Below are 20,003 nucleotides of genomic sequence, written 5' to 3' on the forward strand. Positions count from 1 at the left end.
TAAAGAACTATTGATAGAATTATCTTATGAAAAAACTCTCAATTGATCTTAAGAGTGAACATACAAGGTGGGGGGTGGCATTTCTACCTGTTTAAACCCCTAATAAAAGATACAATTCAGGATTGATAGCTAACACAATAAAAAAGATAAACATCAACCAAAGTAAGCCACCAGCGATCAGCCAAATAATATTTACGCCAGTGATTTTACTATTTTCTTCGCCATCTACAGATCCACATGCCAGATTGATTTTTAATTGAGCACCGTACAAAACCCATGCTGTCAGGGGAACCATAACCAGTACAATCAATATTGAAATCAATTCACCAAACACTCTATCAAATAGGCCGTCAGCATTGGAAATCAGGGTAAATAAGACAAATAAGGTAGCCGCAGTCGCGTAATCCCATTTTTCCTTTCCTTCTTTAAATCCCAGTTCCTCATTGATTTTACGAAACAATGAATGAGTAAAAAATATAGAAAAAATAGCGCGTGGAACAGGCCAGAGACTCAAATTATTTTCGTATTTATATTTTCTCCAGTTTTCGTAAAACCAATAGAGTTGATACATTCCTAAAGTCCCAATAAATAATAATAGGAATTTTTTAGGTGAAACCACATAAAACATATTCTCGTCAGTTTCAGCAGCACTCTCCAGAATGAGATTCGCTTCAGGTGGTCTGTAAACGCTGTTATCCATCGGTATTCCTATTTTTATTGTTAGTTAGAATATTAATTCTCGCATAAATAGTTTGAATACAAGCTTAATTATATTTTTATCAGTGAATACCTGATTTAAAAAGTGCCTATAAGTAGGGGGGTGTATTTTTTACTTAAAGTGACTCTGACCCCAATAATTGAAGCGGTGATATTTATTAGTTGATTAGACATATTTGAAATTTGGACTAAAATTTAACTATGAAACGTCTAAAATTCTTCAGTTTACTGTTAATTGTGATGCTTGTGTTTTCTGCACCTGCTCTATCTAAGCCGCTATTTAGTAAGAGTGAAATGGCTGCGATTCAAGAGTTAAATAAGATAGTCGCTGAGATTGAGAAAAAGAAACAAGAAAGTAAAAGAAGACGTCAATCTGTAGCAAATGCAAAGAGAAAAGATAACAAAGAAAAACCTTATGCGTTAATAGATGGTGATCTTGATAAAAATATTTTGGATCCAGAAATATTTGGGAGTGATCCTAAGAATGTTCAAAATAATTCCAGTCCTGATCCTCAAAACCCTGAGATATTCATGCTTGATACAGATAATAATTTACTACCCCCAGAAGGGCGGGATGTTATGGAACTCTTAGAAAAATTTAAAGAGAGGCTTCGCTAAGAAACGCGTGATCAGTGTAAAAATTATCAAATAGGTCGAATTACGCCGCTATGCTTATCCGACCCACATATTGCAAATTGTTATCCTAAAAAAAGTGCCTATATACATGCATAAGGTTTAGAGTCGTCTTACAGACGAGCTAGTCCTAAGCTCTGCCATACATATTCGGCTAAGGCCTCACTCTTCGGGTCGTCGTCTTTGCGTTCCAACGTTACCTCGTTTACACCTCGGCTGAGTTGTCCATTTCAAAAAACAAAATGGCAAGCTCATGGTAAGTAGGGGGTGGCTTTTTATTTAATTTCATTCTGATTCCAGACATTCTTTGTCATGGGTTATCCAAAACTACTAAATATAAGCGCACCCGCCTTAATAATTCTTAATGATGTTTATGTCCGCGCCAACTACCTTCACTCACTTGCCGTGCTGGTGCAGTTCCATCGATTAAACTCGATACATACTCATTAGCCATATCGCCGAAACCATTACAAACTTCCTTACTGGCATCCACTGCTGCGCGAAAATGAACACCTGCCCACAATCGGCTTTCGCCACAATCGTTGTTGAACTCTGTCCAGGTATCAAAACTCAAAGTAGTATCAACTGCCGGAACGATTCCGGGTTCGATTCGTGAAGAACCAGCGGTCCTGGAAACCTGATAACCCAGGTTATCGTTGCCCAAAAATAATCGCGCGGATTGCGTATGTGCGGCACAAAAACAGGCTGATGCAGATGGGTATTCCGGGTGGTCGGCTTCTTCCAGATAGCTTTTCCATTCGTTGGCGGGTAAAACGACAGTGCCTTTTCCGGGGCCTCCCCAAGCACTTACTGGTTGCTTTTTGTATAAATAATTAATAGCACTAAATGGCCTGACTGCATCAAATTTTCGTTTATTGCTCCAGATGAAAATTCCTGCATCGTGAGCGGCCATATTGGTCAGAAAATCCAGATGGATAAATTCAAGCAGTGTTAGTCCTTGCGATAGGGCGGCGAAAACTGCAGAGAAACCCAGTGATTCTATTTTGTTATCGAATAATTCGGCTTTTAGCTTTTGCTCATCAGTCAGATTGGCAGATATCTGTAAAACCTCATCTGCCTGATTTCGATAAGCATGTCGATTTCTGTGGTTGCTAGCATAAGGTCGAGCTATCTTAAAAGATCGTGGTAAGTGACTGTATGAATAGGGCTCGACATAAGCGAATTGTGGCGTCACAAATTGTTGAATCTTGTAAAGACCCATTCCCTGTCGCTGTAAATCAGGTTGCCAGCGGGAAGGGTTACTCAAACGATAAGCCGTGTTAACTGGTTTATAACGTGTGTAGTCCATATAAGGCATAGGGTTGTAATCACGATCTACATTGCCCAACTGATTCATGCCATCATTTTCACGGCCTGCCACTACACCTGCACCGGCCACATTACCCAGTCCGATAGCTGTAGTGATATCCTGACTATTGTCATCTGGATCTAAACCGACATTGCTTAACATGTCACGCCATAGTTGCGTATTTTCGGGAAGCAGACTATTCAAAACACGGTAGCTTGCGTATATCAAAGCAATATTCATATTAGCATTGGTGGTAGATTCGGCTGCAGGGCGCCTGCCAAGGCGGGTATACACTCCTACTGCTGTTGGATGATACGGCGCTGTCGCATCAAACCATGAATTGGTAACTAGAGTGGTGACACGTAATACCAGTGTTGCATCACCTCCTGACGGTGATACAGTTTGAAAAATGGTTGGTGCGATAGTGGTTATAACGACATCTACTGCTGCATTGCCATTGTCAAAATCGTATGGCATTGCGTTTGCATTGCGCAATTGATACGAACTCAGTACTAAGAACACAATACTGATAAATACTTTAATCTTGTTAAAAGAAGCCATCTTAAGTCTCCTATTTTTCAGTGATTGGTCTGTAAAGTATAGTAAACATATTGATACCCATATCAAAAATATAGATAGATATAAGAGAAGCTCGCAACAAAACCCAAGCTAATTTATCGTCAGTTTTAATAAAATTATTTAAAAACAGACACCTGTATTTAGTGAAAATAAATAAGGTAAGCATCGACTTAATTGAAAAAAAAGTGAAAAAAAGTTCAAAGCAGAATAAATTATTAAAAAAAACGCCTTAAAGTAGGGGGGTGACCTTATAAAAACCCGCTATCAGTATCAGCCTGATATGTTTGTTTAGGGCTCCAGTCTCCTTCGCCTAGTAATCCCTCAATGAGATCGCCTAACGAAATATCGAATTGTTCTAACATGGCTGTTTCGCCGCCATCACTAACATGTGCCGTTTTGCAAAAACGTGCAAACTGCTCATAGTCTTCAGATATATTTCTCACTAATAACTGACCCAAGTGATAGCTGAGTTCTTGTCCAACACCTGTACTCCCAAAGCTAGAGCCATCCCAGAAGGCTTGAATATTATCCTCGTTCCAGTACTTCTGATGCTTGGAAATAATGGCCGTATTCATCTGAAAATGATTTCTATTCAACACAACATCTTCCATCGAAACCGCCAAACCCTCATTTAACCAGAGTGGAATAGGTAGATGCGCTAGACACGCATGGGTTAATTCGTGGGCAGCGACTGATTCTGTGAAAGAGATTTCTTGTGATGGGAAAACAAAATGGCCGTATCCATCATTTAAATACACCCCGCCACTCAAGCCGACTTTTGAATCCTCTGGGTAAAACATAAAGAGATAATCATAATACGTCTCCTGATCTGCGGTGATGATCAGAACATGTTTAGCAAAACCTTCATCTGATGCGACTTCTTTAAGATTATCTAATATTTTTGTTCTTGAGAATTCCAGAAACTTAAGAAAATGATTCGTGTATTTTTCATTTTCAGAACTTAATATTATGAAGTTCTGTGACTCTACGGTGAAATAAGATTCGCTGGTTCTCGGCGCTAGTTCCTGCGCTCGTTTCGACGTCAGTTCTGACGCTAACTGCGCCAACCATTTATTGCACTCATTCATCCAAAACGCATTCTGTTGTTTGAATGAAGCATTTGTATCGACATTCCCTCCGATAGAATACCAATCTGGTTTGTAATATGTCACATGCTAGTCCGAATTATTGTGTAGTTTGTAAAATATAATATCAGACGAATTATTTCATCGTATTGATGATGGGTGGTTTTGATAGTTCTTATTGTGAAGATTAAGGTTAAGAGTATAACTAGGGTTAAGATTGATCAGTTGTTATAAAAATGTGCCTATAAGTAGGGGGGTGACCAATGACTCTAATTCAAGTATGTTTTTAGCAAAATATTGGCGATATATAATTGAATTATGAAATTCAACCTTAGTATACTATTAGTGATATAAATATAAATTATTGCTTATAAAGCAAGGTGAAATAAGTGTGTACTTATGAAGGTTGTAATTTTGAAAAATTTGAATCTCAAGATAAATGTATTTTTCATTGCTCAAAAGAAGATTGGTTAACGCCTTCTCGAAGAATATGGCAAAAGGGTAAAGTAAATCGTTTTTGGGAAGAATTACGTAATAATAAACAACAAATAAGAAACCAGTTTATAGGTTTTGTTTTCCCGTGTTTTGAAGAATATCCGTGTGAATTAACTCAAAGTGGCAGTGCGTATACTACTAGAGATCATTCTTGTATTTTTAATACTAACTTTGGGATTCACGGTGGAAATATTAGTAACTACTATTCCATAATAGAGAGGGATACTTCTTTTAAGTTTTCTATCTTTTTAGATATAGCCGATTTTTCTAAAATTAATTTTAATAATCAACATGTTAATTTTGAAAGAAGTACATTCAACAAAGAGTTTAAGGTTTCATCATTTCATTTCAAAAATCTTAATTTCAATGGTGCTTTATTTAAATTAAAAACTAACTTTGAAGAACTTCAAATTATCAATTGTTCATTCGATAAAACTACGTTCTTAAGTGATGTTTCTTTTGCTAAGTCGAATTTTGATAATTTGACTTGTGTAGATTCTGTGTTTGAAGGTAAAGCACTTTTTAATGATGTATCTGTATCAGGATCATCATACTTTTCAAGAGTAATATTCAAAAAAGAAGCAAACTTTGAGTTTGGCTCCTTTGCAGGCCTTGCAAATTTCGAAGAAGCCCAGTTCAGCAGCGATGCAAAATTTACACAACGTGAGTTTAAAGGTGATGCTGACTTTTCATCTGGAATGATGATTAAGGGTAAAGCCTATTTTGATGTGAATAATATGGCGGGAAAAGCTGACTTTTCAGAGGCAACTTTTAAAGACTTCTTCCTGTTTAAGGATGTAAATGTTAAAGGTGAGACTAATTTTAGTCATACAACATTTTACAAAGATGCTGACTTTCAAAGCGGTAGTTTCGAAACTACTGCTCTTTTTAGTCAAGCTTTATTTCATAAGAATGCTTTATTTACACAGCGTGAATTTAAAGGAGATGCTGACTTTTCAGCGGGTGTAACTGTAAAAGATAAAGCCCTGTTTGATGTTAATGATATTGTGGGTAAGGTTGACTTTTCAGAGGCTACTTTTGAAGACTCATTCACGTTTAGGGAGGTCAGTGTTGTTGGTGAAGCACATTTTTCTAATACCAAATTTAATAAAGATGTCGATTTCCAGAATGGATCTTTTGAAAATAGTGCAATTTTTAGCCATTCACAATTTGGTGGTAATGCCGACTTTACGCAACGTGAGTTTAAAGGAGATGCTGATTTTTCATCTGGAATAGCAATCAAGGGTAAAGCCTTATTTGATGTTAATAATATTGCGGGTAAGGCTGACTTTTCAGAGGCTACTTTTGAAGACTCATTCACGTTTAGGGAGGTTAGTGTTGTTGGTGAAGCACATTTTTCTAATACCAAATTTAATAAAGACGCCGATTTCCAGAATGGATCTTTTGAAAATAATGCAATTTTTAGCCATTCACAATTTGGTGGTAATGCTGACTTTACGCAACGTGAGTTTAAAGGAGATGCTGATTTTTCATCTGGAATAACGATCAAGGGTAAAGCCCTGTTTGATGTTAATAATATTGCGGGTAAGGCTGATTTTTCAAAAGCTATTTTTGAAGATGATTTCTCCTTTAAAGATGTCAATGTTACAAGCGAAACAAGTTTTGCTCATACTATATTTCATAAAGAAGCTGACTTTAAAAAAGGTAAATTAGAAGGCCGTGTTAATTTCAATTGTGCACAGTTTGGTGGTAACGTTATTTTTGCTCAACGTGAATTTCTAAATGATGCACACTTTAGAAAAATCGTTATAGATGGAAGTGCTGACTTCTCTAATAATACTTTTTCACAACAAGCTGATTTTTCCGAAAGTAAATTCAAGAGTGATTTGAATTTTTCATCATCATCTTTTTGCTTAATTAGTAGTTTTAAACATATTCTTTCACAAAACATAGACTTTTCTGATACAAATTTTAGAAAAAGTGATTTGATGGAGAATAATGGTTATCTACAGTTTCTAGAAAGTGATTGTGCTGATATTAACTTTAGTGATTCACAGATAGCATGTGACTTATCTTTTATAAATTCTAAATTTAAAAAACTAGATTTAAGTAACTTCAATATAAAAAGAGAGAGTGAAGTCGAATTTAGAGACATTAGTATTAACCATCTTATATTTAATAAATACAAAAACGAATCAGAAACAGTACTTTTTGATTTTGTTTCAGTAACCGATAATCTTGATATAAAACATGTTAGCTTTGACAAAGAACGCTTTAATCACTTTGATATATCTAAGCCAAATATTGAAATAGAAAATAGTGCATTTAATACCAATTTTTTTAATAGTGTTAAATGGGGTTTAATATCAGATAAAAGATATACAGCCACACGCGATATTTTTAGGCAATTAAAATTTTATTCCGAGCAACAAAAAAATTATATTGATGCAGATGGTTTTTATAGTTTAGAAATGAAGGAACAAAAAAAGGAACTACTTAAAGAAAAGAAAAACTTAAGTACTTTTTCCGAAAAAATTCAACACTATTCAGATATAGCAGTTTTTAATCTTCACGAGATAACATCAAATTATTCACAAAGTTGGATGATGCCACTTTTTTGGCTCATGGTTGTTGGGGTTTTAGGAGTAATTTTACAAAATTTAGAAAAGTTTCCTGTAAAAGAATCAGTTCTTCTTTTGGGTGGTTATATTCTGTTCATGAGGATATCTACATGGGCTTACAAATATGTAGAGCAAAAAAAAATTATAAGGCCTATCTATCTAGCCATGTTTATAGCTCCACTTTTATTCGCATATTTTTATATTTCTAAAGACCGTTTTGATGACATTGCAATAATACTTAATCCATTGAATATCTTTAAAAATCAGGGTTTTTCAGATTCAAAAGAATTTATCTCACTGTTTTTTAAAATAATTGTACTTTTCTTGGTGTATCAGATTATTGCTTCAATAAAGAAAAAGGTTAGAAGTAAATAAATACTAGGTTTAGAAAAAGTGCCAAAAAGTAGTGGGGTGTCTTTATATTTAATTTTAATTTGGCACAATTGTTTCTAGAAAAAAAAGCAGGTTCCAGTGTTATATCATCTACATACAGTGGTTATAAATGAATAAAATTATTTCAGAGATTGAAGAATATTTAGAGGCAGACTTTGAAAAGAAATTATTTAAAGCATCTGTAAAGTATCTAGAAAATAAGGATGATCTTCTTAGGTTAAATAGCTTTTGTTATTCTTTAAGAGAACTTTTTAGGCATGTTTTTTTACGATTGGCACCAGATAACTCTGTAAAAAAGTGTTCCTGGTATGCTAAAGAAACAGATAATAATCAACCTACTAGAAAACAAAGGTTTCTGTTCAGCGTACAAGGAGGATTAACTCCAGAATTTGTATTAAACGACTTGCAAATAGATGTTGCCGAATATTGGAGGGATATAAGAGATAGTATCAATACTCTTTCAAAATATACGCATGTCGGAGAAAATACATTTGATATAAGTGGTTCAGTTGTAGATTCGATAGCAGAAGAAGCATTATCAAGTTTGCTTTCTATTTTTCACATTACACATGATACAAGAGTTGATTTACATTCCTCGCTAACTAACCATATTGATAAAGCGTTAATAAAGACTCTACTATTAAAAAGTTTTTCTGAAATTGATACATTAAGTAGTTATAGCTACATTGAAAGTTGTGAAGTGAACGATTGGACATTATCAGATATAGACGAAGATACTCTAGCTTTTGATGGTGAAGCTACAGTATATGTTTCTCTTAACTATGGTAAAGGAGAGGATCATTGCGAATTAAATGAAGAGTTTCCTTTTACATTTTCTGGTTACAGTAAAACAGATAAACCTTATGATCTATCTATACCTTTCGATGAAATTGATATAGATACAGAAAGTTGGTAGGGATAAAAATTTGATAAATTAATTAAAGGTATCATTACCCTTAAATTATTCTTCCACCAAGAAAAACCGCCTAAAAGTAGGGGGGTGACTTCCTAATTATTTCTACTCCCAATAAACAAGTAATTAACATAAAAACTTATTAACAGAAGTAATTAAACACATCCTCATACTTTTATTATGTTTTTCGATGGTATCTGTGTAAATTGATCTTATGAATTCACTGAATAAATAGGACAACCAAACGCTCATAAGCAATATTCAACCGGTAGTCGCGCCTGTAAGTTATTGATATATCCTCGACATACGGTTACTCATGAAACCAAGGAAGATTCTGATTGATAAAAACTGCCTATAACTAGGGGGGTGGCGATTTCATTATTCCTATTTAGCTATGTAACTAGACACCCCTTTTATAATCGTTGGTATATTGTCAATTATTATCTGATGTCAGTATCTTTGTGTGTTATTAACAAGCCATTTGTGAACCTCCCAAGTTTTTTGACATGTCCATTAAATAGGTGTTATTAACAGGTCTTTCTGTTCTTTAAGGCAAGGCTATGCAAACTAAATTTTCCGAAGATGTGATTTCTCTATCTGATCTTAAAGTTAATCCTGGCAAGGTTGTCAATCATGCCAAGGACTCTCATCGCCCCATTCTTTTAACCAGTCGTGGTCGTGGAGTGGCTGTGGTGCAGGGGCTTGAAGAGTTTGAAAAACATGGTGAAGAATTAGCATTTGTAAAAGCCATTGCTCAGGGCTTGGTAGAGATAGAAGAGGGTAAATACATCGGTTTTGCAGAGGCTAAAGAGAAATTAGGCCTAAATAAGCGCGGTAGCGCGGTAGGTCGGATAAGGAACGCCATCCGACAATTGTATTAGAACTATTGTATTCATGTCGGATGGCGCTATGCTTATCCAACCTACCGATATTATTGTTCATCGAGAAAAAGTGCCCATTACACGCATAAGATCTAGTATCGTCTTGTAGACGAGCTAGTTCTAAGCTCTGCATAAATTCTATTTAAGTTTTAAAAAGACTAAAACTTAATATCATTCAAAGTAGGGGGTGACTTTCTGATTATTTCTACTCCCAATAAACAACTAATTAACATAAAAACTTATTAACTGATGTAATTAAACACATCCTCATACTTTTATTATGTTTTTCGATGGTATCTGTGTAAATTGATCTTATGAATTCACTAAATATCAGACGTTAATTTTTATATAGATATGATTAGAACGTATAGAAAAGATGAGCATAAGGCAGGATTTATCGGAATCCGTGTTGCTGTTATGGTTAATTCGAAGTTGATGCAAAAGTATTATAGTTTTAAATCTACTGATCAATCAGAGGATGAGATTTTATCGGATGCTAAATCACTTCATGCAAAATGGATGATGGAAAAAAACCTGGCTAGCAGTAAACGCGATATTGCTGCTAAGGAATTGAGACGGGTTAGTTCTCCTTTTTCTACAGGAATTAAAGGGATTAAGTTTAGAATTTCGCATAATACTTGTTATTTTTATGTGCAGGGCATGACGAATAAAATTCGTTTTCATAAGAACTTTAGTATTAACAAATACGGTTATGAAATGGCGTGGTTTAAAGCGTGTGAGTTTCTACAAAAAAATAAAGACTATTCTTTATTCGATTCGATTTATAAAAATATACCGGTAAAGGAAAGGCTGTTAATCGCTTTCAGGTATTTATATTTTACGCAAAAGCAGCAGGTACATATTGAGGCTATTGCACCTTTGATTTCAGAAGATATTTTAGTGGCGTGGCTTAAACAATTATTGACGCAGTTTAAAAATAACAAGCCCTTTAAGGCGGAAGTATTAAAATATATGAGCGATCATAATATTAAAGATTCCGAGCTTTTAAGTATGACTTGAAGCGATTAACGCCGTAACGCCTTCAAAAATTACGTAGGTCGGATAAGGTACGCCATCCGACATTTGTAACCGATCTATCATGGTCATGTCGGATGGCGCTATGCTTATCCGACCTACATTATTTATTATTCATTGAGAAAAAAGTGCCCGTAAGGTGGGGGGTGTCAAAGGTCGTTTTTTTCTATTAACTAAGATCTTTAATTAGCATTGTTTCTTCCGCTAAAGATAGATAACGCCATTTGCCGCTTTCGAGGTCTGGTCTAAAACTACCAATACTGATTCGTGTGAGTTTTAAGACTTTTAAAGCTGTCGCAAATTTGGGGTCTTTCAGTGCGCCAAAAAGCCGACGAATATGCCGATTTTTTCCTTCGTCAATCGCTACCCAAAGTTTTGTTTTCGCGCCTCCCGTGCCTTTTCTTTCAACACTAAGCACTTTTAGAACATCCTCTCTACTTTCCACGCCTTTCAGCGCGGCTGCAATATGCTCGTCTGTTACGTGACCTCTGACCCAAATCTCGTATACTTTGATGCAATTTCCCGGTCTGGTGAGCCTTTCACCCATTTTGCCGTTAGTGGTAAATAATAGAATCCCTTTAGACTCCAGGTCTAGTCGTCCGATGGGCATCCATCCATCATTAAACACCCAATCAGGTAAAAGGTCATAGACTGTTTTTCGTCCTAGTTCATCCGAGCGCGTGACGACATAACCCTTAGGTTTATTGAGCGCCAACAGTTTTCTCGAATCGTTCGCTGCTGTAATCATTTGATTTTTTCAGTGGGTGTTCTTGCACACTTAAGTGAAATTATTTTGAATAAACGAAATAATGGCGTGTTTCCCTGTGCTTGAAAATAGATGTGAAATCAATAATTAGGGCGGGAGAGAAAATGTGGATTCAAGCAGTTATCTTAATCACTGTAACACACGTTCTTAAAATTGCTTGGTGAAATACCTACTGTGTGTGAATTACCATTGAAAGCAAAGTAGGTCGGTTAAGGTACGCCATCCGATATTTTTACGAGAGCTGCAGTACGAGAGCTATTGTATGAAAATTATCATGGTCATGTCGGATGGCGCTATGCTTATCCAACCTACCTATTTGATTGTTTATTGTGAAAAAGTGCCCCAAAGCTGGGGGGTGGCTTTTCTAGTCTTATTAAAAGCTATATATACCTAAGCAAGCAATTCAAAGCACGATTACTACCTTTTGGCCTGAAGCTGCTTATCATTGATTTAATGATGTTTTATTACTGTAAGGGTAATGAAAAATTTCACCATTCCCTATTTGAGAACACTGCTTTTACTGACCTTATTCGTCGGTTTGTTAGGTGTTGCCAAAACGATATTGCTGAATAAAGTGGGCAGCCTGAAACAACCATTGCCAAGTGTTTCTGATGCGTCGAAAACGATTGAATCACACGATTCTGTAGCTCATCAAAAAACAATCAATAAGCAAACGTCTTCTGAAAAATACGCTTTACCGACCACTTACGTATGGTCTACTCAAGGTACGCAGGCGAAACCCTCATCATGGAACATCGGGAATGATGAAACTCAATTTAAAATAGCGCATCAAGATATTGATCAGTCCTATTATTTTTTATCTGAGTTAGCTAGCGATGAAAATAATGAAAGTATTGATATAAATAAAGATCCAAATAAAGATGAAGCTAACCTTGCAGAACTTAAACTCTCTGAGTTTAAAATCGCAGAGCAATTCACAGAAAGTATCGAAAACGATCTTAAATATGCGCTGGAAAGAGCCTCAATCCCGAGAGCTACAACTAGCATTCAAACGTCACCCATTGTCGCCATCTCATCCTTTCAGGATCATCTCGCAAGACAGGCTGAATTGCGCCTGCAATCGAATGTTACCTATGACGGTCGCTATGTGAAAATCGGCTATCCTATGGGTGATGTGCCTAAAAACATTGGCGTATGTACCGACGTTGTGATTCGATCGTTTCGTGGTTTGGGGATTGATCTGCAACAACGTGTGCATGAGGATATGAAACGTAATTTCCATCGTTATCCGAATAATTGGCGATTATCTAAACCTGATACCAATATTGATCATCGCCGTGTCCCCAATTTGATGACGTATTTTAAGCGTATTGGCGCATCCTTAGCCGTTACGCAAAACCCTGTGGATTATAAAGTAGGGAATATCGTGACGTGGGATTTGGGTCAAGGGCTCACGCATATTGGCATTGTTTCTAATTCAGTGTCTGCGATTACGGGTAATCCGTTAATTGTGCATAATATCGGAGCAGGCCCTGAGTTAAACGACATGTTGTTTAAACACAGGATTACGGGTCATTTTAATTACGGTACTGCTTTGTCCTCTTCGAGAATGAAATCGTTTGCGAAAAACAATGATTACCTGGATTATGAGGGTGAAACCGGCTCATAAAAAAGTGCCCTAAAGCCGGGGGGTGGCTTAATAAAACGTTTGATTACGTTTTATCGCTATTTTCGAGTCTCACACTCAAGTGACTTATCAATGTTTCCATTTATGATCTAGACTTGATCCATTATGAAACATTTCTTATCGACACCCATTGGTTCAATTCTTGGCAGTTTACTGTTTGCTGTGGTTGGTATCTTTCTGCTTAATCAAACCGGTTTAGTACCGAAGGTGATTGGCGCTTTATCCGTGCTGTTTTTTGGTGGTGGCGCTTTATTGCTGATTTGGCGAAACTATACGCAACGCCAGCAACAAAAAGAAAATGCCCGACCTTGTATCTGTGCGTCATCTATTGATGAGGTATTGGTTGAAAAACAGGAAGTCGATGACGATGAAGTGTTAGAGGTGTGGGCTAGAGTCGGGACTAAGCTAAATAAATCACTGCAGGGGATTTCTGCAATAAAATCGATAGGTGATGAGTTTCAGTGGTCGGTGATGGATTCCTCAGGAGAGTTTTTCAGAAGTGGAGATGTTGCAACCGCATTCAACAATGAGATTTATCAGTCTCTTTCTAAGGTACCTGGCGTAAAAACGGTAGTGCATGAAGATAATAAATACTGGGCTGTCGATGGTGATTGTGACGGAAAAGCACTGGTTGAAGCGGCATCGTTAGCGAATGACGCGGTGTTACAGAAATACCAAACAGGTGATTTTGATCAATGAGCTAGCGCGTTAACTTGTAGTAGCCAATCAAGAGGGTCGTACAAAAACGTGATTGGATAACTTTGTTGAATCAATCTATGCCATATAGTGTGATGTCCTATTAAGCTCTGCTTAATTAGTCGTAAGATATACTTAGTTATTCAGTAAATATTTATTTTTGAATTTTTAGTAGAAAAGCTGGTCTGATTTTAATAATAACAATAATTAACAAGGCAGTATGAAACACTTATTCCGTCACTTAAACATTGCTAACGCCATTCTTTTAATCGTTTTATTTTTCACAAATAGTCACGGTTATGCGGAGGAGTTTGTATCCTTTGCTAAAGATAGCTCTCAATTTCAAATTGATATGCCAAGCTTGTCTTCAAGCAAGCTGGATAAAATTAATGCTGCTGACATTATCAATAACAATATCGTGTTCAACGTGTTTAATTTTAAACAACTGTCTGAGGTTTTAGATAACGCCACGGGTGGCGAGATTATTGTCGTAAGAAGTAACCTCAGAGATAAGCGTTACCATTACAAACAAAAGCGCCGTTTTAAAGAACCTGTGCTGATTCTTGGTATGTTGGGTCAAAATAAGGCACCTTTTTTTGAAAACATAACTTGGGAAAATCTGCACAATGTCACCATCAGTCATTTTAAGGTCAGTAATTTATGGGATACCGCTCGAAACAATTACTCATGGCAGATCAGGAATTCAAATAACGTTCGTATAAGCAATTTACACTTCAGTGATAAAAACAATAATTTAGTCGCGCTAAGACGCGGAAAATTAGATACGATTCTGGCCAGTCAGTCAGGTCTGCTGATCAAACAAAGTAACAATATTATTATCGATAGAACGCTTTTTACCGATTTGTTTCATGGGGTGGAATTTCATGATATGAATGGATTTTATGCGGTTGCCAATAAAGCCGTGAGAGTGGCGAGCGATATGTTTTCTGGCGGTGGTGTGAATAATGCATTATTCGATTCCAATTTAATGCATACCCGAACCCCTGTTTTTTATAAACAACGCTTTCGCAAAACACAGTATGTGCATAGCGATATGATCCAGTTATATACCAGTAAACAGAAGCGAAATAACACCAATATCACGATTCGTAATAATGTTTCGCTGGTGGGTAAGACACCGTTGAGGAATCCTAATTTAACGGGTTGGCAGTGCTTTTTTACTCGCGATGAAAAAGGAGATTCTTTTTTTGGACGATTTAGGTCTTTGCCTTACGCCAATATAAAGATCATCAACAATTTCTGCGCTTCGAATCAACATCATGGTGTGACGCTATCCAGAGGGATTGATAACGTGGTTGCCGGTAATTTTGTGTTATTGGTCGATCAGTTAAAAAACAAACGACAGGCGACAGGTTCGATCAAAGTTTTTGAGAATAAAAACTGTAGAATTCTGGGTAATGTGTCGAATGAATTTGAATTCAAGAATATGTCGAATTGCCAAATTACGAATAATATAAATGGCTTTAAGCCAGACTATAACAACACCATTTATTCAATGAGGGAGGCGATCCATTCAGCCCCACAACGTTCAGCGATTGAGGTTGCATCAAGCTCAAATGATTTAAGTCGATTCTATACAAACACTGGTTTGCAAGAGAATCCACTGCAATACCTTGATTATTCCAAGTTAACCTTGGTGCCAGTTTTTTAGATTGTTAGTGAGGTAGGTCAGATGGTGCAGTGCTTATCTAACCTACCTGTTTATTATTCGTTTTAAGCTATAAAGCACTCTCAATATATTCCATCACTTCTTTGCGCACTTTCTGAGTTGATGCTTGCATCTTGTTTAGGTCAGTTTCCAGATTAACCAGTGCTTTTTGTAGCACTTTAACCATGCTCATTTCTTTGTCTATGTAATATTCTGTTTCTGCAATCTGCCGCAGAGCATCATGTGCCTTTTGGGCTTGCTTCTCATCATCAGATGCCCCGCCAATTGAAACACCCATTGAAGAATTCTGATAACTCGCGCTAGGGGCAGCAGCCATTAAATCTCTAATTGATGGGCTCACTTTTTTACTGGAGTCTTTAAGTTTAACCAGGTTTCTGTCAATTACCTGAAACGCGTTGGACTTCATATCCTTAACTGAGCTCTTAACCTGTTTTCTCAATTGCTCATCAGCCGAGACTGGTTTTGTCTTTAAATAAGGCTTAACCTCGGCACTATAAAGGTCTTTGCCAACAGATAAGGCTTGATCAGCCACCATGCCAACAGCGGCACCTAATCCCGGGGCCATACCTGCAAAATCCAGCGAACCTAATGCAATTTGTTTAGGAGCATTACGAATGGCTTTTCGTGCGCCTTTGTTCTGTCCGAAGACCTTGCTGTTATTTCCGTACCAGAGTGCGCGTTTAAAAGATCCTTTAGAGCGATTGCTCGCTTCTCCTTGTACGTCTGTCCAAATTTTATCAACATCAACTTTATTCAATTTTAATACTCCCTTGTAGTGTTAAATTTTCAATGTCATTTTAGTCTCGGGGACGGTAAACCTATGATTGGGGCACGATCTATGGTCGTTGTGTTTTGTAATACCCATCTATCAAGACGCGATAAATTTGCTCTTTTCCGCGTCTGTACTTAAGTCCTTGAGTGATTAGCAATTGTGTTTTTTTACATTTAAAGCGTATGCTATTAGCTGTAATCTTACGCATTTCTATACGTTGAAAATGTGATCGATTTACATTTTATGAAATTAATGAAAAAAAATGCCCCAAAGGTGGGGGGTGGCAAACGTTTTTATGAAAAGTAAGCAAAACCATTATCGCAAAGCAATACTATTACTCGCCTTAGTGGTTGGTTTAATCGCTACTGTGCAGCTTTCATCAATCAAACATCATGAATTAAAGGACATTACTTTCAACGAAAACGTATTTAAGGACGCTGCATTAAAAGGTCAGGCTACTGTCCTTAATCCCACTCAAGATAGCGACCAGCGTCCAACCGATGTTGAGCTTATAGAGCAAACTATCATTGAAGTACCTGAAAAAGAATTAACGTTTCAGGATCACTTGGCGATTCAAGCAGAATTACGTCTCTTGTCTGATGTGAGATACGACGGTAGTTATCTCAAGATAGCTTATCCCATGGGTGATGTTCCTGAAAATATCGGCGTTTGTACGGATGTTGTTATTCGCTCATTTCGAGGTTTAGGTATTGATCTGCAACAACGCGTTCATGAAGATATGAAACGTAATTTCCGAAGCTATCCCAACAAATGGAAGCTGTCTAAACCGGATACCAATATCGATCATCGGCGTGTGCCTAATTTAATGACATTCTTCGAACGCGCTGGCGCATCGTTACCTATCACGAATGATCCGATGGATTATTTAGCAGGAAATGTCGTCGCCTGGGATTTGAGTCAAACGAATGGAAGTAATACGAAAGGCAAAAGCATGTTGCATATCGGCATCGTATCGAATTTTGTGTCTGAGCATACGAGTAATCCTTTGATTGTTCACAACATCGGAGGAGGCCCACAAATGAATGATATGTTGTTTGATTTCAAGATTATTGGGCATTATAAGAGTGAGGTGTTTTCACAAGAGTGATGATTTAAAAAAGTGCCTTTTGAATCATACGCTCTTGTATTTATTACAATAACTTGAATCCCTAGTATCAAGTTTGAGTGTAATCATATTAAAAAATAAACGAGTCATGCTATGAATAACCTTCATAATAATTACTTGGTATTCACTCTAGTATTCTAATTTAGTTCTAATTAAAGTAGCGGGGATGATAGGTAATCGGTAGACTCGATTGTGTTTGAGTTGACCGTGTATCAAGGCCTAGAGGTTATGACTGAAGAAAATAAAACCATTACATTAATTATTGCGTTGGGCACGATAGTCATTGCAGCGCTCTCGACTTTTATCTTTTATTTTATGTTCGGTGACAGTGCAGGCTACTTTTTTATGATAGTGCTAGCTATGCCTTTAGGCGCGATTTGCTCACTGCTTCTGATGATTTTATATAATGCGATGAAAACGTAATAAAAAAGTCCATCGCAGACTCTGTAAGGAATCGTCGATGGACTTTGGTCGATAATCAGCTAAAAAATTCAATATGAATAATCTTTCGATTGAACACCTAATCATCTTTTCCAGGTGGTGTAACCGATTTGTAGCTTTCCTGGGCTTGGACCTACTCGGCCATTGATTCTAAATTGAGAATATCGTCCTTGATCAGTTTTAGCGCAAACATAAGTCCCAACGGGTAATGCTGATAATGAAATATTTCTGTTACTAAGTGGCAGACGTTTACAACCTGCGAGATTAACAGAGCGAGATCCCGCAATGCCTATTAGCGCGCCATTTCTTGGTGTTATAAAACGTTGAGTTGCTGTTTTCGCTTCAAACCAGATATCCGCACCTTTAGGTCTTACAACGCCATAATCCAAATCTGCCAAATAAGTCTGTGGAATTGTCATGGGGCCTGTTTTGAATGTCTGAGGTCTGTTTTGGGTTGGGCCTTTGCAGGCAAAACCTGTGTTTGTTGTTCTACAAAACTTACCTGCCGGCACTAATTTCATCGTCCAGAACGCGGCATGATTTCCGTATTTACATACGAGTGTTTTCTTTCCACCAACATTACTTATGGCCGTGCCCTGTAAACGATTAATGTAAGGTGTTCTCCACCATCCTGAGGGTAAATTAGTAATCATTTCTACTTTTGCAGAACTCAATGGACAGTTAATTATCATGGGCGCTGCACTGGCAGTTTGGGTATAGAAGTTACTCGCTATAGCAAGCACTGGTATTAATAATAATTTATTCATTTTCATCACCTCGCGTTTTTTATTTGTAATTCAAATATAACCAAGGGCGGTGTTACATTCAGTGAAATCCATCACATATCAGATTTTATGTGTGAAGCTGTTACTGCAAAAACCGCCTTAAAGTAGGGGGATGACTTACAAAATCAATAAAGTCGCCCCCGGTCACTTGCCCACAAAGTGATATATTCCCAACCCAATAAATCAGCCATTATTCATCTTCTATCCATAACCACTCAAGGTCTAGATCGTGAGCAATAATGAAGTTTTTATTTTCGAAGTGTCTGAACAGAATTTTGATTCTGTCGTTATCCAGAATTCATTCAAATTACCCGTTTTGGTTGAGTTTATGGGAGTCTGGTCTGGGCCGTGTATTCAAATGTCGGATGAGCTTTCGGGGCTGGCTCAAGAATTTGCAGCACAGTTTATCTTTGCCAAAGTGGATATTGATGAACAAGCAGAGCTTAAGACGCAATTCGATATTGAAAACGTACCTTGCTTGAAAGTGTTTGTGAATGGTGAGGTGGTTAAAACCGAAGAAGGTTTGCTCAACCATGCTGAATTACGCGATGTGTTGAAAGAGTATGGGGTGTATTCGCAAACGGATGATATGAGACTACAAGCTCGTGAAAAGCACATGAGCGGTGATACTATTGCTGCGGTTAAATTACTGACTGAGGCTATTCAGAAAGATCCATCAAATACTAAAGTCGCGATGGATATGGCACAAATTTTCATTGATATGAATGAGCTGGAACAGGCTAAAAACCTGTTCAATCAACTCCCCGATTCTGCCAAGAAGTCGGATATGGGTAAGTCGTTGATAGGGCAGTTAAGCTTTTTGGATTTGGCTGCTAAAACACCGGGTACATTTCAGTTACAGCAAACGTTATTAACGAATCCTAATGACTGTGATGCACATTTTGATCTGGCTGTGTGCCTGATTGCCGAGAGGGATTATGAGCAGGCGGTTGATCATCTGTTAGAAATCATGAAAATAGATGCAAATTATAAAGAAGATGCGGCTAAAGAAATGATTGTCAATGTGGCGAATATGCTGACGCAGAATGATCCTGAGCTTTCATCGAAAATTCGCGGCAGGTTGAGTTCGGTTAGTTTTTCATAAGGTCTGATTAGTAAAAAGTATCTCGCTAAGCATAAATCCCTTTAGTTATTTCAAACTACAAAATGAGCCGAGCTAGCGAGACAAAAGCATTGTTGTTTAATGCTTACACCTCAGATAAAGACGGAGCCGCATAAAAGTCACTTCGCACAGCATAAATTATATTTACGTTTTTAAAACAAAAACGTAATATCATTCAAAAGTAGGGGGGCTTTCTAAGGTTTACCAAAAGCCAGGAATTGAAAAGGTAAATTACCGCGTATACTATGAAAATTTTGTTCTATTACACATAAGAACCACGTCCTTAGGACGTGGAAGAGGTTCAAGGCTCTAGCCTCAAGAACCTACTCAGGTG

17 protein-coding genes are annotated in these 20,003 nt (G+C 37.1%); 11 read left to right on the plus strand and 6 right to left on the minus strand.

Annotated features, from left to right (window positions below):
- Nucleotides 1-91: 91 nt before the first annotated feature.
- Nucleotides 92-700: a hypothetical protein gene (locus Q1A31_RS20200; protein ID WP_299881365.1), complete on the minus strand. Its 609-nt coding sequence runs from the start codon at nt 698-700 to the stop codon at nt 92-94.
- A gap of 218 nt (nt 701-918) precedes the next feature.
- On the opposite strand from Q1A31_RS20200, the gene Q1A31_RS20205 reads away from it, so the two are divergent.
- Entirely contained in the window at nt 919-1,335 is a 417-nt protein-coding gene (locus Q1A31_RS20205) for a hypothetical protein (RefSeq protein ID WP_299881368.1), read from the plus strand.
- A 376-nt stretch (nt 1,336-1,711) separates the two neighbouring features.
- Here the strand turns inward: Q1A31_RS20205 and Q1A31_RS20210 are convergent, their stop codons facing one another.
- Together Q1A31_RS20210 and Q1A31_RS20215 are read right to left on the minus strand one after the other, a co-directional pair.
- Complete coding sequence (locus Q1A31_RS20210) at nt 1,712-3,220, minus strand: vanadium-dependent haloperoxidase (protein ID WP_299881370.1); 1,509 nt, start codon at nt 3,218-3,220, stop codon at nt 1,712-1,714.
- Nucleotides 3,221-3,486: 266 nt separating this feature from the next.
- Nucleotides 3,487-4,410 (minus strand): hypothetical protein, encoded by a 924-nt coding sequence (locus Q1A31_RS20215; protein ID WP_299881373.1) that lies wholly within the window; start codon nt 4,408-4,410, stop codon nt 3,487-3,489.
- A gap of 302 nt (nt 4,411-4,712) precedes the next feature.
- On the opposite strand from Q1A31_RS20215, the gene Q1A31_RS20220 reads away from it, so the two are divergent.
- The 4 genes from Q1A31_RS20220 (at nt 4,713) to Q1A31_RS20235 (ending at nt 10,607) form a co-directional block, all read left to right on the plus strand.
- Nucleotides 4,713-7,775: a pentapeptide repeat-containing protein gene (locus Q1A31_RS20220; protein WP_299881375.1), complete on the plus strand. Its 3,063-nt coding sequence runs from the start codon at nt 4,713-4,715 to the stop codon at nt 7,773-7,775.
- A gap of 127 nt (nt 7,776-7,902) precedes the next feature.
- Nucleotides 7,903-8,709: a hypothetical protein gene (locus tag Q1A31_RS20225; RefSeq protein WP_299881377.1), complete on the plus strand. Its 807-nt coding sequence runs from the start codon at nt 7,903-7,905 to the stop codon at nt 8,707-8,709.
- A gap of 581 nt (nt 8,710-9,290) precedes the next feature.
- A complete protein-coding gene (locus Q1A31_RS20230) occupies nt 9,291-9,587 on the plus strand; it encodes a type II toxin-antitoxin system Phd/YefM family antitoxin (protein ID WP_299881380.1) in 297 nt (98 codons plus the stop codon).
- Nucleotides 9,588-9,941: 354 nt separating this feature from the next.
- Nucleotides 9,942-10,607, plus strand: coding sequence for an AP2/ERF family transcription factor (locus Q1A31_RS20235; protein WP_299881383.1), 666 nt, complete (start codon nt 9,942-9,944; stop codon nt 10,605-10,607).
- Between the two features lie 184 nt (nt 10,608-10,791).
- Here Q1A31_RS20235 and Q1A31_RS20240 read toward each other — a convergent pair whose 3' ends face one another.
- The gene (locus tag Q1A31_RS20240; RefSeq protein WP_299881386.1) at nt 10,792-11,370 is read right to left on the minus strand and encodes a pseudouridine synthase; all 579 of its coding nucleotides are present in this window, start codon (nt 11,368-11,370) and stop codon (nt 10,792-10,794) included.
- 496 nt (nt 11,371-11,866) lie between these two features.
- Here Q1A31_RS20240 and Q1A31_RS20245 point away from each other — a divergent pair, with 496 nt between their 5' ends.
- The 3 genes from Q1A31_RS20245 (at nt 11,867) to Q1A31_RS20255 (ending at nt 15,404) form a co-directional block, all read left to right on the plus strand.
- Complete coding sequence (locus Q1A31_RS20245; protein WP_299881389.1) at nt 11,867-13,018, plus strand: DUF1287 domain-containing protein; 1,152 nt, start codon at nt 11,867-11,869, stop codon at nt 13,016-13,018.
- 123 nt (nt 13,019-13,141) lie between these two features.
- Nucleotides 13,142-13,735: a hypothetical protein gene (locus tag Q1A31_RS20250; RefSeq protein WP_299881392.1), complete on the plus strand. Its 594-nt coding sequence runs from the start codon at nt 13,142-13,144 to the stop codon at nt 13,733-13,735.
- Between the two features lie 217 nt (nt 13,736-13,952).
- Nucleotides 13,953-15,404, plus strand: a complete 1,452-nt coding sequence (locus Q1A31_RS20255; RefSeq protein ID WP_299881395.1) for a hypothetical protein — start codon at nt 13,953-13,955, stop codon at nt 15,402-15,404.
- Between the two features lie 67 nt (nt 15,405-15,471).
- Here Q1A31_RS20255 and Q1A31_RS20260 read toward each other — a convergent pair whose 3' ends face one another.
- Nucleotides 15,472-16,179, minus strand: coding sequence for a hypothetical protein (locus Q1A31_RS20260; RefSeq protein ID WP_299881398.1), 708 nt, complete (start codon nt 16,177-16,179; stop codon nt 15,472-15,474).
- A 310-nt stretch (nt 16,180-16,489) separates the two neighbouring features.
- On the opposite strand from Q1A31_RS20260, the gene Q1A31_RS20265 reads away from it, so the two are divergent.
- Together Q1A31_RS20265 and Q1A31_RS20270 are read left to right on the plus strand one after the other, a co-directional pair.
- On the plus strand, nt 16,490-17,302 hold the full coding sequence (locus Q1A31_RS20265) for a DUF1287 domain-containing protein (RefSeq protein WP_299881401.1): 813 nt from the start codon (nt 16,490-16,492) through the stop codon (nt 17,300-17,302).
- A gap of 246 nt (nt 17,303-17,548) precedes the next feature.
- The gene (locus tag Q1A31_RS20270; RefSeq protein WP_299881404.1) at nt 17,549-17,743 is read left to right on the plus strand and encodes a hypothetical protein; all 195 of its coding nucleotides are present in this window, start codon (nt 17,549-17,551) and stop codon (nt 17,741-17,743) included.
- A 101-nt stretch (nt 17,744-17,844) separates the two neighbouring features.
- On the opposite strand, the gene Q1A31_RS20275 is transcribed toward Q1A31_RS20270, so the two are convergent.
- Nucleotides 17,845-18,528, minus strand: coding sequence for a hypothetical protein (locus Q1A31_RS20275; RefSeq protein WP_299881407.1), 684 nt, complete (start codon nt 18,526-18,528; stop codon nt 17,845-17,847).
- Between the two features lie 247 nt (nt 18,529-18,775).
- Between Q1A31_RS20275 and Q1A31_RS20280 the strand changes: the two genes are divergently transcribed.
- Nucleotides 18,776-19,651, plus strand: coding sequence for a tetratricopeptide repeat protein (locus Q1A31_RS20280; RefSeq protein ID WP_299881408.1), 876 nt, complete (start codon nt 18,776-18,778; stop codon nt 19,649-19,651).
- Nucleotides 19,652-20,003: the final 352 nt, after the last annotated feature.

It is taken from the genome of uncultured Cocleimonas sp. (assembly GCF_947495625.1).
Taxonomy (GTDB): domain Bacteria; phylum Pseudomonadota; class Gammaproteobacteria; order Thiotrichales; family Thiotrichaceae; genus Cocleimonas.

Coding starts and splice junctions, on each gene's coding strand:
- Q1A31_RS20200 (WP_299881365.1), bottom strand. CDS start 700: ATGGATAACAGCGTTTACAGACCACCTGAAGCGAATCTCATTCTGGAG.
- Q1A31_RS20205 (WP_299881368.1), top strand. CDS start 919: ATGAAACGTCTAAAATTCTTCAGTTTACTGTTAATTGTGATGCTTGTG.
- Q1A31_RS20210 (WP_299881370.1), bottom strand. CDS start 3,220: ATGGCTTCTTTTAACAAGATTAAAGTATTTATCAGTATTGTGTTCTTA.
- Q1A31_RS20225 (WP_299881377.1), top strand. CDS start 7,903: ATGAATAAAATTATTTCAGAGATTGAAGAATATTTAGAGGCAGACTTT.
- Q1A31_RS20235 (WP_299881383.1), top strand. CDS start 9,942: ATGATTAGAACGTATAGAAAAGATGAGCATAAGGCAGGATTTATCGGA.
- Q1A31_RS20240 (WP_299881386.1), bottom strand. CDS start 11,370: ATGATTACAGCAGCGAACGATTCGAGAAAACTGTTGGCGCTCAATAAA.
- Q1A31_RS20245 (WP_299881389.1), top strand. CDS start 11,867: ATGAAAAATTTCACCATTCCCTATTTGAGAACACTGCTTTTACTGACC.
- Q1A31_RS20250 (WP_299881392.1), top strand. CDS start 13,142: ATGAAACATTTCTTATCGACACCCATTGGTTCAATTCTTGGCAGTTTA.
- Q1A31_RS20255 (WP_299881395.1), top strand. CDS start 13,953: ATGAAACACTTATTCCGTCACTTAAACATTGCTAACGCCATTCTTTTA.
- Q1A31_RS20265 (WP_299881401.1), top strand. CDS start 16,490: ATGAAAAGTAAGCAAAACCATTATCGCAAAGCAATACTATTACTCGCC.
- Q1A31_RS20270 (WP_299881404.1), top strand. CDS start 17,549: ATGACTGAAGAAAATAAAACCATTACATTAATTATTGCGTTGGGCACG.
- Q1A31_RS20275 (WP_299881407.1), bottom strand. CDS start 18,528: ATGAATAAATTATTATTAATACCAGTGCTTGCTATAGCGAGTAACTTC.